Annotated in this window: 14 protein-coding genes; 10 read left to right on the top strand and 4 right to left on the bottom strand. The window is 44.4% G+C overall.

All coding sequences use genetic code 11. The features are described from left to right. Positions 1 to 692, top strand: a 692-nt coding sequence (locus F6K37_RS16175) for a glycosyltransferase family 2 protein (protein WP_287251166.1), incomplete at its 5' end; no start/stop codon positions are given. A gap of 142 nt (positions 693 to 834) precedes the next feature. On the opposite strand, the gene F6K37_RS16170 is transcribed toward F6K37_RS16175, so the two are convergent. The 3 genes from F6K37_RS16170 to bchM form a co-directional block, all read right to left on the bottom strand. Beyond that, positions 835 to 1,212, bottom strand: a complete 378-nt coding sequence (locus F6K37_RS16170) for a DUF423 domain-containing protein (protein ID WP_008189098.1) — start codon at positions 1,210 to 1,212, stop codon at positions 835 to 837. A gap of 14 nt (positions 1,213 to 1,226) precedes the next feature. Further along, positions 1,227 to 1,628, bottom strand: a complete 402-nt coding sequence (locus F6K37_RS16165) for a hypothetical protein (RefSeq protein WP_287251164.1) — start codon at positions 1,626 to 1,628, stop codon at positions 1,227 to 1,229. Between the two features lie 204 nt (positions 1,629 to 1,832). After that, positions 1,833 to 2,519 carry a magnesium protoporphyrin IX methyltransferase gene (gene bchM / locus F6K37_RS16160; protein WP_287251162.1) on the bottom strand — a complete coding sequence of 229 codons (687 nt, stop codon included), beginning with the start codon at positions 2,517 to 2,519 and terminating at the stop codon, positions 1,833 to 1,835. Positions 2,520 to 2,587: 68 nt separating this feature from the next. Here bchM and F6K37_RS16155 point away from each other — a divergent pair, with 68 nt between their 5' ends. The 7 genes from F6K37_RS16155 (at position 2,588) to cobD (ending at position 11,462) form a co-directional block, all read left to right on the top strand. Continuing rightward, positions 2,588 to 3,886, top strand: coding sequence for a bifunctional folylpolyglutamate synthase/dihydrofolate synthase (locus F6K37_RS16155; RefSeq protein WP_008189104.1), 1,299 nt, complete (start codon positions 2,588 to 2,590; stop codon positions 3,884 to 3,886). A 202-nt stretch (positions 3,887 to 4,088) separates the two neighbouring features. After that, positions 4,089 to 5,192 (top strand): type IV pilus assembly protein PilM, encoded by a 1,104-nt coding sequence (pilM, locus tag F6K37_RS16150; protein ID WP_044495077.1) that lies wholly within the window; start codon positions 4,089 to 4,091, stop codon positions 5,190 to 5,192. A gap of 4 nt (positions 5,193 to 5,196) precedes the next feature. Further along, positions 5,197 to 5,997: a PilN domain-containing protein gene (locus tag F6K37_RS16145; RefSeq protein ID WP_071103835.1), complete on the top strand. Its 801-nt coding sequence runs from the start codon at positions 5,197 to 5,199 to the stop codon at positions 5,995 to 5,997. Then, the gene (locus tag F6K37_RS16140; protein ID WP_287251160.1) at positions 5,994 to 6,749 is read left to right on the top strand and encodes a GspMb/PilO family protein; all 756 of its coding nucleotides are present in this window, start codon (positions 5,994 to 5,996) and stop codon (positions 6,747 to 6,749) included. The genes F6K37_RS16145 and F6K37_RS16140 overlap by 4 nt, the downstream gene beginning before the upstream one ends. A gap of 280 nt (positions 6,750 to 7,029) precedes the next feature. After that, positions 7,030 to 9,462 carry a secretin GspD/PilQ domain-containing protein gene (locus tag F6K37_RS16135; protein ID WP_287251159.1) on the top strand — a complete coding sequence of 811 codons (2,433 nt, stop codon included), beginning with the start codon at positions 7,030 to 7,032 and terminating at the stop codon, positions 9,460 to 9,462. Between the two features lie 552 nt (positions 9,463 to 10,014). Next, positions 10,015 to 10,299 carry a non-specific DNA-binding protein Hbs gene (hbs, locus tag F6K37_RS16130; protein WP_287251158.1) on the top strand — a complete coding sequence of 95 codons (285 nt, stop codon included), beginning with the start codon at positions 10,015 to 10,017 and terminating at the stop codon, positions 10,297 to 10,299. A 26-nt stretch (positions 10,300 to 10,325) separates the two neighbouring features. Next, positions 10,326 to 11,462 carry a threonine-phosphate decarboxylase CobD gene (gene cobD / locus F6K37_RS16125; RefSeq protein ID WP_287251157.1) on the top strand — a complete coding sequence of 379 codons (1,137 nt, stop codon included), beginning with the start codon at positions 10,326 to 10,328 and terminating at the stop codon, positions 11,460 to 11,462. Positions 11,463 to 11,495: 33 nt separating this feature from the next. Here cobD and F6K37_RS16120 read toward each other — a convergent pair whose 3' ends face one another. Continuing rightward, positions 11,496 to 11,648: a hypothetical protein gene (locus F6K37_RS16120; RefSeq protein WP_165691831.1), complete on the bottom strand. Its 153-nt coding sequence runs from the start codon at positions 11,646 to 11,648 to the stop codon at positions 11,496 to 11,498. A 146-nt stretch (positions 11,649 to 11,794) separates the two neighbouring features. Between F6K37_RS16120 and F6K37_RS16115 the strand changes: the two genes are divergently transcribed. Both F6K37_RS16115 and F6K37_RS16110 read left to right on the top strand, forming a co-directional pair. Next, on the top strand, positions 11,795 to 13,315 hold the full coding sequence (locus tag F6K37_RS16115; RefSeq protein WP_008189114.1) for a dihydrolipoyl dehydrogenase family protein: 1,521 nt from the start codon (positions 11,795 to 11,797) through the stop codon (positions 13,313 to 13,315). A 98-nt stretch (positions 13,316 to 13,413) separates the two neighbouring features. Further along, positions 13,414 to 14,922: a thymidylate synthase gene (locus F6K37_RS16110; protein WP_287251154.1), complete on the top strand. Its 1,509-nt coding sequence runs from the start codon at positions 13,414 to 13,416 to the stop codon at positions 14,920 to 14,922. Positions 14,923 to 15,325 lie beyond the last annotated feature (403 nt).

Genomic DNA, 15,325 nt, shown 5'->3' with positions numbered 1-15,325 from the left:
TGAAGCAGGCGCTTGGTGAAATAATTATCTTTATTGATAGTGATTTAGTAGTTACTGAGCATTTCCTCCAGTCTCATGCTGATGCTTTGGTACAGGCACAGCAGCGTCTGGGATGCGATCGCTTATTTACCTACGGTTGGGTGATCAATACCTGTAATTTCGACGACCCTACCAGCGAACCCTATAAAATTACTGATTTCTCTGCTGCCTATTTTGCGACGGGGAATGTTGCGATCGCACGCAAATGGCTCTTAGAAGCTGGACTGTTTGATACCCGCTTCCAACTTTATGGCTGGGAAGACTTAGAACTGGGTGTCCGACTAAAACAGCTGGGCTTAAAACTGATTAAATGTCCGGAAGCGGTAGGTTATCATTGGCATCCTCCCTTTAGCCTCGACCAAATTCCCCGGATGATTGACCGGGAAATTCAACGGGGGCGTATGGGTGTATTGTTCTACCGGAAGCACCCTACCTGGGAAGTCAGGATGATGATTCAGATGACCTGGCTACACCGATTACTCTGGGGGATTCTGTCTTTAGGTGGACGACTCAACGAACGCACTATGGCTCCCTTTTTACAATGGCTAATTGACCGAGGTAAATCCCAGCTAGCTTTAGAAATTGCCCGAATTTTCCTTAACTGGTATAACGTCCAAGGTGTTTATGCTGCTGAGCGGGAGATTCAAGGTTGAAGGTTTAAGGTTTAAGATTTAAAATTTAAGGTTTAAGATTTAAAATTTAAGGTTGAAAGTTAAAGGTTGAAGGTTGAAGGTTGAAGGTTACAGGTTGAAGGTTGACTGTCAACAGTCAAGACAATATTAGTGTCGAGAATGATTACTGGAAAGAGAAAGCAGCGATCGCTAAACAACCCCATCCCAAGATCAACGCTGCACCACCTAATGGTGCGATCGCTCCTAGCCACTTGATCCCGGTTAAACTCAGGGCGTACAAACTACCAGAAAAAATGGCAATTCCAGCGATAAAAGCTGAGCCAGCTACGGTAAGGGAGGTTTGTGCTACTTCTGAACGGCTCAACAACAAGGCTACCAACATTAGCGCTAGAGCATGGTACATTTGATAGCGAGCACCAGTCTGAAAAATTTCCAATGCTCGTTCGGTCAGTTTCTCTTTCAAAGCGTGGCTAGCAAAGGCTCCAGCTGCTACTGATAATCCTCCTAAAATCGATGCGATCGCTAAAAAAATCCGAGTCATCAATTTTGTCCTTACTAAAGTGTAAAATTATAAAATATTCTCCCTTCTTCAGTAACCTCAAAGGTGGCATCACACTCTCTAGCTTTGTGATCCAAATAGTCTTGAGCTACATCTATAGGAAGTTTGGCTGCCATTGCTAATTTCAAGACTGAAATTCTACCATTTTCGTCTTGAATCAAGCGATAAAATGTAGACTGAAGGTGCTCGATAACTTCTTTTTGATCTTGTCGATACATTACCCATGTTAACCATACTCCCCAGAAGGTAGCTGGGATACCTACTATCAAGCTTCCCACTGCATCAACTTTATCTTGCGACGTTGCTTCCCTTCGAGTTGATACTACAACAGGTACCATCAATAATAGAATACCAAAGGTAAGCACCAAACCAGAAGATATTTTTTTTAACCGTTTCATTTTACCAAACTTTTAGCAAAGGTTATTTGTTCCTATTACCCTAAAATTTCGATTATTAATCGGGACTAGGTAATGGGTAATTGCTATATAATCGTGGCATTTAACAGCATCAATACTATTATTATACCTGCTCAATTACCAATTAACAATTACTTATCAACAATTACCAGTTACCTATTACCAATTTACGAGTTTAGACTTTTTTCACTTACGGATAGCCTCCAATAAGCGAGAATAGTAAAAGCGAGTGCTAGTCATTTCCTGTCGCTGAATCGAAAACCCATTATTTACTAAAATATTAACGATATCTGCTTCTCGATGCTGATAGGCACGAGTGGTTTTACTTGGTCCTGGAAAAAACTCACCAATCTTTTTGAGTGCAGTAAGAAGCAACGTTTTCGGGGCAAAACTAAGAATTAAACGAGACTCGGCCAAAGAGGCTAAGTGAGTTATCATTTCAGCCGCTTTATCCTGGGGATAATGAATCAACACATCTAGACAAATTACGGTGTGGTAGCTACCACCTAACCCTTCCAAATCCTTGACCATAAACGAGAGATTGTCAGTATTCCCTAAACTCTCCTTAGCCCTTACCTGAGCTTCACCTACCATTTTCTGAGAAATATCACTAGCAAAAACTATAGCGCTAGCTTTGGCCAGAGGAATACTCAGACTCCCAACACCACAACCAGCATCACAAATCGACAAACCTGACAAATTTCCATCAGCCTCCAGCCAACTAATCACTTTATCCACAGTCTGCTGATGACCAATCCGGATATCTTGCTGTACCCGGTTAACCTCGCCATCACCATAAATCCGCCGCCAGCGGTCAAACCCAGTGGCATTGAAATAGTCTTTAACAATCGCCTTATCATTAACTGTATTCATATTTAATAACAAACACTCTCCTGAGCTTGGTGTCCTTCCCGTCTTTGCGGTTCATCACAAATCATCCCATGGATATTGACGACCTTCTCCAATCCTTTAAATACTTTGGCGTTGAGCTTGGCTTAGAACGGATTAAGCAACTTCTATCGCGCTTAGGTAACCCCCAGCAGAATTTTCCAATCATTCACGTGGCTGGAACTAATGGTAAAGGCTCAGTTTGTGCCTACCTGTCTTCTATACTCACCCAAGCTGGCTACCGAGTCGGACGTTATACTTCTCCTCACTTGGTTGATTGGACAGAACGGATTTGCCTTAACCAAGAACCCATCTCTAGCCATACCCTAGGCACAATTTTGGAGCAAGTTAAGGCAGCAATTCCAAAAAACTGTTCCGATCCACCTACCCTATTTGAAGTGACTACTGCTGCTGCTTGGTTGTATTTTGCTCAGCAGCAGGTGGATGTGGCTGTAATAGAAGTGGGATTGGGAGGACGGCTGGATGCAACGAATGTATGCGATCGCGTTTTGGTTAGTATTATCACATCCCTGAGTTGGGAACATTGGCAGCGTCTTGGTCCAACCTTGGCTGATATTGCTAAGGAGAAGGCTGGAATCCTAAAGCCTGGCTGTCCTGCGGTAATTGGTCCGCTCCCGCCAGAGGCTAGGGCAGTGGTTGAATCAAGGGTGAATCAGTTGGGGTGTCCAGTGGTGTGGGTAGACTCAGCAGTGGATTTGCCAGAAGGTAAGACCCCAAGCACCGGAAAGCATCTCAGATGGGTGGAGTATGGGGGAGTCAGCTATAATTTGCCCTTGTTGGGGGAGGTGCAGTTGGTTAATTCGGCGATTGCGATCGCAACGGTACAAGTTCTGCAACAGCAAGGTTGGGAGATTCCAGAAGATGCGATCGCATTGGGGATGGCCAAAACCACTTGGCTGGGACGTTTGCAGTGGACTAGCTGGGAGAATCACCATTTACTGATTGATGGAGCCCATAATCAAGCCTCTGCTCAGGCGTTGAGACAATATGTTGATACCCTAGGTAAATCGGTCAACTGGGTCATGGGTATACTCTCAACCAAAGACCATGCTGGTATTTTTAATGCCTTGCTCAGACCAGGGGATCGATTATCTCTAGTGCCAGTACCAGACCATAGTTCAGCTGAGTTAGACTACTTGGCTACTCTCGCGCAACAAATTTGTCCAACCTTAGCCGATTGTGCTATGTATCCAGAGTTAGTGACAGGACTCCGTGGTACCTTTAACAAAGCCGAAGCTGAAGAGAAGATTACTGTCCTTTGTGGTTCTCTGTACCTAGTTGGTCACTTTTTGCGAACAGAAGCTTTTGTTGGTGGTAATGGGAATAGCTAATCGCTAATCGCTAATCGCTACAGTAATTAATTTCAGGATTAATCAAAAAATTGTCATGATTATAAGATAAATTGGGTACGATCAAAAGCAACCTAATGTTGAAACCCCCATCTACCTAACTCAGATCGGGTAGCTAAATAAATTCTGATAATTTTTGATCCCATATTCCCAGATCCGCTACTCCCTACTCCCTTTGCTAGATATGGTTAACCGTTTTAAAAATTTATTTTCCCGGCGCAAGCAAGGTGTTGGTATAGAATTAGCCCCAGAACGAATTCATATTGCTCAATTGCAGCGGCAAGGTCAGAGCCTCAAAGCTACCACCCTATATGCTCATGAGGTTCCAGAAGGGATCTGGGAAGGAGGACAGATTGTTGATTCCCCTGGTTTAGCGGAACTGATTCGAGAAGCCCTACAGGAAAGTCAAGTGAAAGTGGAGCGGGTTGCGACTGCTTTACCCATGCGGGAAGCAGTAATCCGGATTATTCCGATTCCTGCTGAGCTAGATGATAACGAGCTCCGGGATATGGTACTCAACCATGAAGCTGGCTTATATTTGCCCTATCCCCGGGAAGAAGTGGATTTGGATTATCAGAAGCTTGGCTTCTTCGTCGATGAAGATGGAATCGAAAAGGTGCAAGTGCTGCTGGTGGCTACTCGTAAAGAAATCACCGATAGCTATCTCGATACCTTTGAGCAGGTAGGTTTACAAGTAGATGTACTGGAAATTAATAGCTTTGCCCTGATTCGTACCATCCGAGAACAACTGCGTCAATTTCCTTCCCAAGAAGCAGCCGTTCTGGTAGATATTGAATTTGATAGTACTGAAATTGCCATTATTGTAGATGGTGTACCGCAGTTTTCCCGTACTGTTCCCATTGGTACCTACCAACTTCAGAGTGCTCTATCACGGGCGATGAATTTACCAGCCTCTAGAAACACTGAACTCCTCCAAGGGATGACTATTCCCAGTACCCCAGTTGATGGCATGCGCACCGGCTCGACCGGGGTAAATCCAGGTATGGTAGCTCTGATCCAAGTCTTGGGAGAAATTGCTGATGAACTACGCCGCTCTATCGATTTTTACCTCAATCAGATGGACAATCTAGAAGTAGCCCAACTTCTACTAGCTGGTCCTGGGGGTGGTATCGGACAACTTGATGAATTTTTCACCCAACGGTTAAGCTTGCCCACGATTCAGGTGGATCCCGTGGCGGCTCTTTCTCTAGAAGTGGAGAAAGATATTCCGATGGTACAACGACCGAGCTTAGGAACTGTGCTTGGATTAGGATTACGAGAGGTATAGCACTATGTATAGTCTTGATATTAATTTTTTAAAAGACCGAAATCCTGAGGAGATCAAGTCCGTTCAGGATGGAGCGGCTAGACCAGGGATGGCCCTAGGGGAAATGACCCCTCTACTGATTGGAGCTGCAGTGGGTCTAATCCTACCTGGATTGGTGGGAGGTTTTTGGGTGGTTCTCCAACATCAAAACGCCCGGTTGAAGGAAGAAATTGCTGATGTTGACCAGAAACTGGCAGCCTTGGGGGCACAAAAGCAACGAATTAGTAAGCTAAACAAGGAACTCAAGCTGGTCAACGACGAAACTAATGCTCTTGCCAGTGTCTTTAATCAAATTAAGCCTTGGTCAGCGATGTTACAGGACATTCGTGAGCGCACTCCCCCCGGAGTCCAAATTAAAGACATCGAGCAACAGCAAGTCACTGACAAAAATGCTTCTAAGGATGAGTCTAACGCTAACTCACGACCTAGAATTGAGCTGGATATTTCCGGTACAGCTCGAACCTTTGATGATGTGAATTACTTTTTGCTGACGCTACAGAATTCTTCCTTTTTCGACAAAAATGACACTCAACTCATCAAAGCTCAGTTAGTCAATAATCCCACCAAATTAGAAATTCCTGAGAGTCAAAAAGAATTAGTAACTCAGGTAAAATATACCCTGCCAAAAGTGGTAGAATATACTATTAAAACTCAACTGAGTGATATCCCCGCTTCTGAGATATTAAAAGAGTTAGACCGTAAAGGAGCAGTAGGATTAGTGACTCGGATTAGAAACCTTCAATCCCAAGGAGTGATTCAACAATGACCTATGCTACTGATGACGACTTTATGAGTGTTGAAGGTCAGGAGGAAGAGCCTGAGTATCCTACTGCCTTCGGCATTACCTTTACTCCCCAAGTTTCTGGGATTACCTTTGCTATTCTTGGTGTGGCCGCTGCTGTCTATCTAGCCATGAACCTGATGTTACCGGCTTGGCAGGAGTATCAGACTTTACGAAATGATTTATCAACCAAGCAAGATGACCTCCAAAATCCCGAAGTACTCCAGAAAAAAATTAAACAGAAAGAGGATGAACTCAAGCAAGCCAAGCAGCAAAACCGCCGGGTTTTGAGTTTGTTTGCCAGTGACAAAACTTTGGATACCTTATTGATTGATCTCAATACCTTTGTTAAGAATACTAGAGGAACTTTGCTTAGATATGAGCCAGATTCCGAGGGAATCAATATAGTTAATGATGGGTCTCTAGGAACCTTAGTTGATGGAAAATTAAAACGGAGAACCGTCAATGTCGAAATTGAGGGTAGCTTCCAACAAGTGCAGTCAATTATGCGCAGCTTTGAGCGGCTACAGTCGATGTTGCTGATCAAAGACCTAGAAGCTCAAATCAGTGAACCGCAAACACTAGTGCTACAGCAAGGCAGAGTAGTTCCTGGTCCTCAACCTAAGCTTAAAACTAGCTTAACCCTGGAAGCTCTCATGCCTGCTAGAGATTTGGATAAGGAGGAAGAAAAAGCTGAGGAAAAGGAGGATAAAAAACAGTCAGGTAAGAAGAAATAATCCCAAATTACTTTATTATTGCTACCAATAATGATGGGTAGATGGCAAGATGGGTAAATTGATCGGTAGGCAAGTTGTTGGAAATTGGGATAACTTGCTGTTTGATTGATATGACAGGGTTATTAGTGTTGGTGATTATGGTTGTTTGTTGAGTGTTTAGTTTTTTCTCTTTAACGTCTCAACGGTCAATAGTCAATAGTCAACTGTCAATAGCCCTTAATATGACATAATTTCTGTCATAATTTCTGTGATTTGAGTCAGGAGATTGGAGAAATCGATCGTGAGACAGATTCAAGTATGTGGTGGAGTGTTCGCGGCTACAGCAATGGCTTTATGGGCAACACAGCCTGTAGTCGCAGCAAGCCAAGTTAGTGCCATACGGTTCAACCAGCAGGGGAGTGAACTGGAACTGAAACTTGAGACAAAAGGGGGCAATGAGCGTCCACAGATTTTTGCTGTTAACCAAGGCAATGTTTTGGTAGCTGATCTGGTTAATACCCAGCTGAGTTTGCCCCAAGGGAGTAACTTCCGTCAGACTAACCCCCTACCCAATATCAGTGCGGTTGCGGTTAAGGAACTGGATGACAATCGGGTCAGGGTAACAATTCGAGGCACTGACAAACTGCCAATCAGTTCACTAATCCAAAGGGACGCTCAGGGAATTACCTTAGGCATTGACACCACTACTGAGAATCAGGGAATAGTACCTATCCAAGACTCATCGGTGATGAAGCTGGCTCAAGTTCCTAATAGAGGAACTAATGCTGAAACGGAACAGATGGAGAAACCGGCGGAACTTTCTGAACCAGAACCAGAACCAGAAGCTAACCCGTCAGAAACTCCTGAACCTCCAGAAATCGTGGCTCCTGAACCAGATGTGCTGGTACCTGAGCCAGAAATTATTATTGATGGAATACCGGCAGCTCCAGCTAATGCGGTGCAACCGATTGCGCCAGCGCCCCCCTTCTTACCTAGAGCAGTAGCACCACCAGTGGGGGATATTGCTGTTTCTAATATTAATGCTGCTGCTAGCACTATAGATCTTGGCACAGCAATTCTAGTGCCCCGTTTGGTATTACGAGAAGCACCGATTCGAGAAGTGTTGTCTCTGTTGGCTCGTTCGGCTGGACTCAATCTGGCCTTTGCTGAGTCAGATGAAGACTCGGGTGTAGCACAGTTCACCATTTCTATTGATTTAGAAAACGAACCGGTTCAAGATGCTTTCAACTATATTCTCCAGCTGTCTGGTCTTCAGGCTAACCGTCGGGGAAGCACAATTTTTGTTGGGGCCAAACTCCCTCAAGCCGCTCGTAATCTAATTAGTCGTACTCTACGGCTCAATCAAGCCAGTGTCCAAGGGGCTGCTACTTTCTTAGCCACTCAGGGAGCAGAAGTGCAACAGGTAGTAATCGAGACCGAAGAAATCATCGATCCTGAAACCCAACGAGTGGTGCGACAAATCGAACGACCCCCAGAGATTCGAGCAATTACCAGTGAGCAGGAAGACGGTAGCCAAGGGGCACTGTTGCTGAAGGGATTAGCAGTATCTACGGATGACCGACTTAATTCCATATCTCTGGTGGGTGAGCCGAGGCAAATTGAAATTGCGACGTCTTTACTCAAACAGTTGGATGCTCGTCGCCGTCAAGTGGCGGTAAATGTCAAGATTATTGATGTTAACCTGGCTGGCACCGATGCCTATAATGCCAGTTTCTCCTTTGGCATTAATGATACCTTTGTAGTCAGTGATGGCGGAGCTGCAGCAGTTAATTTCGGTAGGGTTAATCCCCCCAGTAGAGATAATGTAATTAGTGGTCAGTTTCCTAATGTTGAGCCATTTGATTTTCGTGCTGTAGACGGAGACGGTGATATATTCTTCGATAGACAAAATGCTCCCTTTGATAACGTGATTGAGGGTTTCAATGAAACCGCTGGTACTCCATCACTCTTCGCACGTCCTGGTTTTGGTCGAAATAATAATCCATTCCAGCCAGGTGTGACGGATGTCCAACGTCAAGATGATGGAAACGAGTTTGAGTTTTCGCTTCCTTCTCTATTCGAGTACCCTGATAAGTTTTTATTAACGTTGCAGGCTCAGATTACCAGCAGCAACGCCAAGATTCTGACCGACCCGACTCTAGTGATCCAAGAAGGGCAGGAAGCTAGTGTCAAGTTGGTTCAGGAGGTATTGACTAGTGTAACGACAGATATAGACTTAGACGGTGGTGTGGCCACTAGAACCATCACCCCGGTTATTGAAGAGGCTGGTTTAACCCTAACGGTGAATGTTGACAGAATTGACGATAATGGTTTTATCACTTTATCGACATCTCCTGTGATCACAGCTCCCTCGGGAACTCAAGAATTTAACAGTGATAATGCACAAAACGAAATCACATTCCTCAGTCGCCGAGAACTAAGCTCTGGACTAGTTCGTCTGCGGGATGGTCAGACGTTAATACTATCTGGCATTATTCAGGACACTGACCGCACAACGGTATCGAAGGTGCCAATTTTGGGTGATATTCCCTTACTAGGTGCTCTGTTCAGAAGCACCAATAAGCAGAATCAGCGTAGTGAAGTGATCATCCTGGTGACCCCTCAAATTATGGATGACACAGACCGCAATGGTGGGTATGGTTACAGTTACACCCCTGGACGGGATGCCCGTCAAATGTTAAACCGGGGAGGATTTCAGTCTCCAGGTAATTAAGGTAAAGGTAAGGTAAACGTCAATCAACACTTATCTCCCCGAGCGAGGGATTGCTCGCTCGGGGGGAATTAACTTATGGATTTGACTACTCCCCCCTACTTTAGTGGTGGGAATAGTTAGGTTTTGAAACTTTTACGTGTTTATTTGTTTTTGGTTGACAATTTTATTGACTTGGTTTGAGTTAATTTTTATAAATCCTTAATTATACCTTATTTTAAGGTTTATTGTCAATATATAAAAAAGGCTCTCACCTTTGCTATCCCATAGGAGGCTCACCAAGCACGGCTAGAGCGAGGGGCTTACCTTAAATGAATTATATATAATTAACAATGATTGATCATCAAAAATTCTGATTGCCTACTCCCTCAGGAATAAATTTAGGGGAGCATTTTGGGGCAAAATTCTGAAATCTATATAAATTAAAGCATTCAACGATCCATATAGGCATTGCAAACATTAGAATAATGCAGTGAAACCTTGAAGCTGCGAGTGTTGCAGCGATTTTTTTGTTGAAAACCCTGGTTGGATGATCTGAAAAACAAGGAGATTTGAATGAATAAGGGTGAATTAGTTGATAAAGTGGCGGAAAGAGCTACTGTAACCAAAAAACAAGCCGATGCAGTACTAACTGCTACCATAGAAACGATTATGGAAGCAGTGTCCGAGGGTGATAAAGTCACCTTAGTGGGCTTTGGTTCCTTTGAATCCCGGGAGCGTAAGGCTCGTGAGGGCCGCAATCCCAAAACCGGTGAAAAGATGGAAATTCCGGCAACTAAGGTTCCAGCCTTTTCTGCTGGTAAGGTTTTTAAAGAGAGAGTTGCACCACCGAAGGAGTAATCGCTGATTCAGTCAGAAACTTGTCCTTGAAACGACCAACTCACGGGGGAAATTTAGCCTGGGCAGCAGCACTGGCTAACTGTCCTCCTTCCTTAATTCTTGATTTTTCTGCCAGCATCAATCCTCTTGGTCCCCCTAAAAGTGCGATCGCAGCGATAGAGTCTGGGCTAAATAACCTGGTAGCTTATCCTGACCCCAATTATGCCGAGCTGCGGCAGTGTTTGACGCAACTGCATCCAACCCTGCCCCCAGACTGGATTATTCCAGGTAATGGCTCAGCCGAATTATTAACTTGGGCTTGTCGCGAGCTATCAGAACTAGATGAAACCTTGATCATTACCCCAGCATTTAGGGACTACCAACGGGGACTGAAGGCATTTGGAGCAAGAATTAGGAAGTGCCCCCTGATGAGGGAACTCTCGAGACCTAGTCTCAGATGGGGAGATGGGGAGATGGGCCGAGAGATTCATTCTTTCATCCCCTTACTCCCTGACTCCCTTACTTCCTTACTCCCACAAGAGGGGACTCGAAAGGGTTTGCTGCTGAATACCCCCCACAATCCCACAGGTCAATTGTTTAGCTCAAAAGCAATTCAGCCTTATCTGAAGCAATTTGCTTTGGTGGTTGTGGATGAAGCTTTCATGGATTTCCTGCCTCCTGAGCAGGAGCAAAGCCTGATTCCTTTAATTGGGGATTATCCGAACTTGGTAATTTTGCGATCGCTTACCAAGTTTTACAGCCTTCCTGGACTCAGACTAGGTTATGGCATTGCCCACCCTGAGCGACTCCAACGTTGGCAGAAGTGGCGGGACCCTTGGCCAATCAATACCTTAGCAGCGGCAGCCGCAGCTGCCGTGGTCCAGGATAGAGCATTTCAACAGCAAACCTGGGATTGGTTAGCACCAGCGCGTAGGCAACTGTTTCAGGGACTGGCTAAGTTACCTGGTCTCCAACCTTACCCCAGTGCAGCTAACTTCTTGCTAGTACACTCAGAAAAATCCACTTCACAGATCCAAGCACAACTACTCCAACACCATCGGATTCTGATTCGAGATTGCCTAAGCTTCCCGGAATTAGGCGATCGCTTTTTCCGGGTCGCTGTACGTACACAGGCAGATAACCAACGCTTACTAACAGCTTTAGACGCTATCTTGATAAGTTGAAGGTTAGAAGGTTGAAGGTTAGAAGGTTGAAGGTTAGAAGGTTGAAGGTTGAAGGTTAGAAGGTTGAAGGTTGAAGGTTGAAGGTTGAAGGTTAGAAGGTTGAAGGTTGAAGGTTGCTGGCCGTAGGCGTCTGTTGTCGGATAGGTTAGTTAGATGGTTGTTCGCGTAGCGTGGCCAAAAGGCCAAGGTTAGAGCCTGAAACCTGTAACTTTCAACCTGTAACCTGTAACTTGAAACCGCGTCACCTGTAACCTGTAACCTGTAACCTTCAACCTACCCTACGGGAACGCCAAGGGCTGCCTGTAACCTGCTAACCTTTAACTGTTGGACGAATGACTGTTGACTATGACCTAATTATCATTGGTAGCACTCCTGCTGGTGTCTATGCTGCTGTTGCGGCTGCTGGTTTAAAGGCTCGTGTGGCTCTGGTAGACCCTCAGCCAGGACAAACTAGCTGGCTAGGACAAGGGGCTATTTACACCAGAGTATTAAGTGAGATTGGGCGTAAGCTTGAGCAGATGCGTGACGCTGCTCAATGGCGTATTTATCCTCAAATAGCTGATTCAACTGAACCAGACATGTCACAGACCGGGTTTCCATCCCTACCACTAACTGAGGTGATGGAATGGGCTAATCTAGTGGTTGCCAACTGCTCAGAACAGAATTCTCCGGCTATTTTAGCTGCTTTAGGAATTGATATTATCACGGGTGAGGGGGAATTTTGCCGACTGCCTCACCTCGGTTTTGTAGTCAACAACCGACGTTTGCGGTCTCGTGCGTATCTGATCGCTACTGGCTCTCGCCCAGATATTAGCGATATCAAAGGGTTACAGACCATAGACTATTTCACACCAAACGATATCTGGCACAAAGTGTTGAAGGTTGGAAAGTTGAAGGTTGCAGGTTCAACCTCCCAACCTTCACTACCCAAAAGCTGGGTAGTAATTGGTGATGAGCCTATTGCTCCAGAACTAGCTCAGACCTTAGTGAGACTCGGTTGTGAGGTAACGTTGGTGGTCAGTACTACCCGTATTTTGTTCCAGGAAGACCTAGAAGCATCTAGGCTCATACAAGCTCAGTTAGAAGCTGAGGGAATTCGGGTTCTGACGGATAGTCCAGTTGATCAGGTCAGAGAGATTGAGGGTAAAACCTGGGTTCAGGCTGGTAATAAGGCGATTGAAGCTGATGCCATTTTACTGGCTACGGGTGAGCAACCCAATGTGGAATCCTTAAATCTAGAAGGGGTTGGGATAAAGTACACTCAGCAGGGTCTTCAGCTCAATCAGAAGCTACAAACGACTAATCCCCGCATCTATAGCTGTGGCAAGATGGCTGGTGGTTATCCCTGTGGCCATATTGCCCAGTATCAAGCCAGCATTGCCTTGAAGAATGCATTGTTTTTCCCCTGCTTTAAGGTGGACTATCACGGGATTCCTTGGACAGTCTTAACTGAACCCCAATTAGCACGGGTAGGTCTTACAGAAGTAGAAGCTAGAAAGCGCTATGGTAAGAATCTATGGGTGATGCGAGAATATTTTAAAGAGTTAGATCAGGCTCAGCTCCTGGGGCAAACCACTGGGTATATGAAACTGGTAGTGGGGCGCAATGGGACAATTTTAGGAGCAACCATAGTTGGATCACAAGCAACAGAATTAATTGGGGAAATTACCCTAGCGATTGAGCAGAAAATTAACTTGGGTCTGTTGGCAAATGTCTATTATCCCTATCCGACCTTGTCAGAGATTTTTAAGAAAACGGCAATCGAGTGGCAGCGCCAACGAATGAGTCGTAATCAGACTTTAAAAAACTTTCTGGAAGGCTTCTTTAACCTACGCCGTAGTTGGTCAAAATGAATGTTGATTACCATTACTTTAAGCTTAAACCTTAAGTATTTAACAGTTAACATTTAAAATTTAAAAGTCAACATTCAAGCTTCAACTTCTGCATTAAAATGACAGCAATCAGCAAACCAAATGAATTCCAGTATAAACCCCTGTACAAGCCTAACCAACTGATTTACGGTACAGGTCAAACGGCGGTGATTACCGGATGGACGATCAAAGACGCGATCGCAAAAAAGTTAAACCCCTCGGAATTTGCTGTGGTCGGACAGTTATACAGTCCCACCCGGGGAATTAGCCTACTCATTCGTAATCTGCTAGCTAATCCCCATGTCCGCTACTTGGTGATTCTCAACGCTACGAAGGAAGACCGAAATGCTGGCAGTGGGAATTGCTTGCTGGACTTCTTCCGCCATGGGGTTGAAGAAGGGACTAGTGATACTGGTCGTCACTGCTGGGTGATTCGCTCTTCTATCAAAGGGTATATTGACATCGAGATTCCCTTAGTCATCCTAGAACAACTCAGAAAGGAAATTTCTGTGGCAGAGGCTGATTCGATTACCCAAGCCGTTAGTCTGGTTAAGTCTTATGGCTCCAAAACTCAAGAGCCCTGGGGAACACCATTAGAATTTCCCATGGCCAATGATGTCGGGGCATCTGGCTGTGCCCCCCTAAAACCAGGACCGCGCTACGGACATCGCATTCAAGGGCGAACGATAGCTGAAACTTGGGTTAAAATAATTCATCGCATTAAAACTACCGGCACAATTCGGCCCACCGGTTATGACGGATATTGGCAAGAGCTAATTGATTTAATGGCAGTAGTAACGGCAGAACCTCCTGAATTTTACTTTCCTCAGCCCAATTATTTACCATGCGATCGCGACTTTATCCAAGAATACATTCATCAAATCCTGGACGACGCACCCGTAGTAGAAGGGGTGAAATATACTTATGGTCAACGTCTACGTTCTTGGTTCGGACGTGACCAAATCGAGCAAGTCATCACCAAACTCATTGGTGAAATTGATGCCGCCAGTGCAGTGATGTCCCTGTGGGATGTGAAAGACCATGAGAAAGGGGGTAGTCCTTGTCTGAATCACATCTGGCTGAGAGTTGTGGATAATGAATTGTCCCTAACCGCAACATTGAGAAGTAATGATATGTTTAGCGCCTGGGCAGCTAATGCCTTTGGACTCAGAGCCCTACAGCAGTATGTTAAAGACCAAATTGCTAAGCGCGGGGGTATTCAATTAAAAATGGGACCGCTGATTACTGTTAGTCAAAGTGCTCATATTTATGATGATTGTTATGACTATGCTGATCGGATTATTAAAAATCAGTATCAAAAACTTATCAATTCAGAACAGAAACAGTATGCTGATTCGATTGGTAATTTCTTGATTGAAACCGAAAATACTAATATTATAGTGAAGCAGACAACCCCTGGTAGCGGGGAAGTAATTGCTACGTATTCTGGTAAAAATGCCATGAGTTTAGCTAGAAAAATTTGTAGTGATAATCCTTCAATACAACCTAGTCATGCGGTCTATTTAGGAATAGAATTAGAAAAAGCTTGGATAGCCATAAAGGAAGACAAAAATTATCAGCAATTATAGCGTTTTTAGTAATTATGATCTACAAAGTAATGGGTGGCACGGGAGTAGGGATTAGGGACTTGCATGTAAAAAAAATACCAATTAAAGTAGGGTGGGCAAAGTTATCTTATCTATAAGACTCATTTGAACCAAAATGTTTTTGCCCACCCTACAAGCTAAAATCTGGTATTTTATTTTTTGGCTACTCCCTTAGGGAGTGGTTAATGGAAAAATTGACTCTACATCATGACTAGGATAAATGCTTTATAAGCATCAACTATAGATAACTAAAAAAAGGATTTTTGGTGTAAACAATAACCAAAGACATTTTGAACAATAGTTATTTGTAAGATAACAAGTTATAGCAGTCGAAGTATTATAGCAGTCGAAGTAAAGGTTAAGACATGTTTATGTTCCCTGTTCC

The organism is Moorena sp. SIO4E2, assembly GCF_010671945.1.
Classification (GTDB): domain Bacteria; phylum Cyanobacteriota; class Cyanobacteriia; order Cyanobacteriales; family Coleofasciculaceae; genus Moorena; species Moorena producens.
The sequence above is the reverse complement of the archived record's forward strand: the minus strand, read 5'-3'. Positions and strand labels throughout refer to the sequence as shown.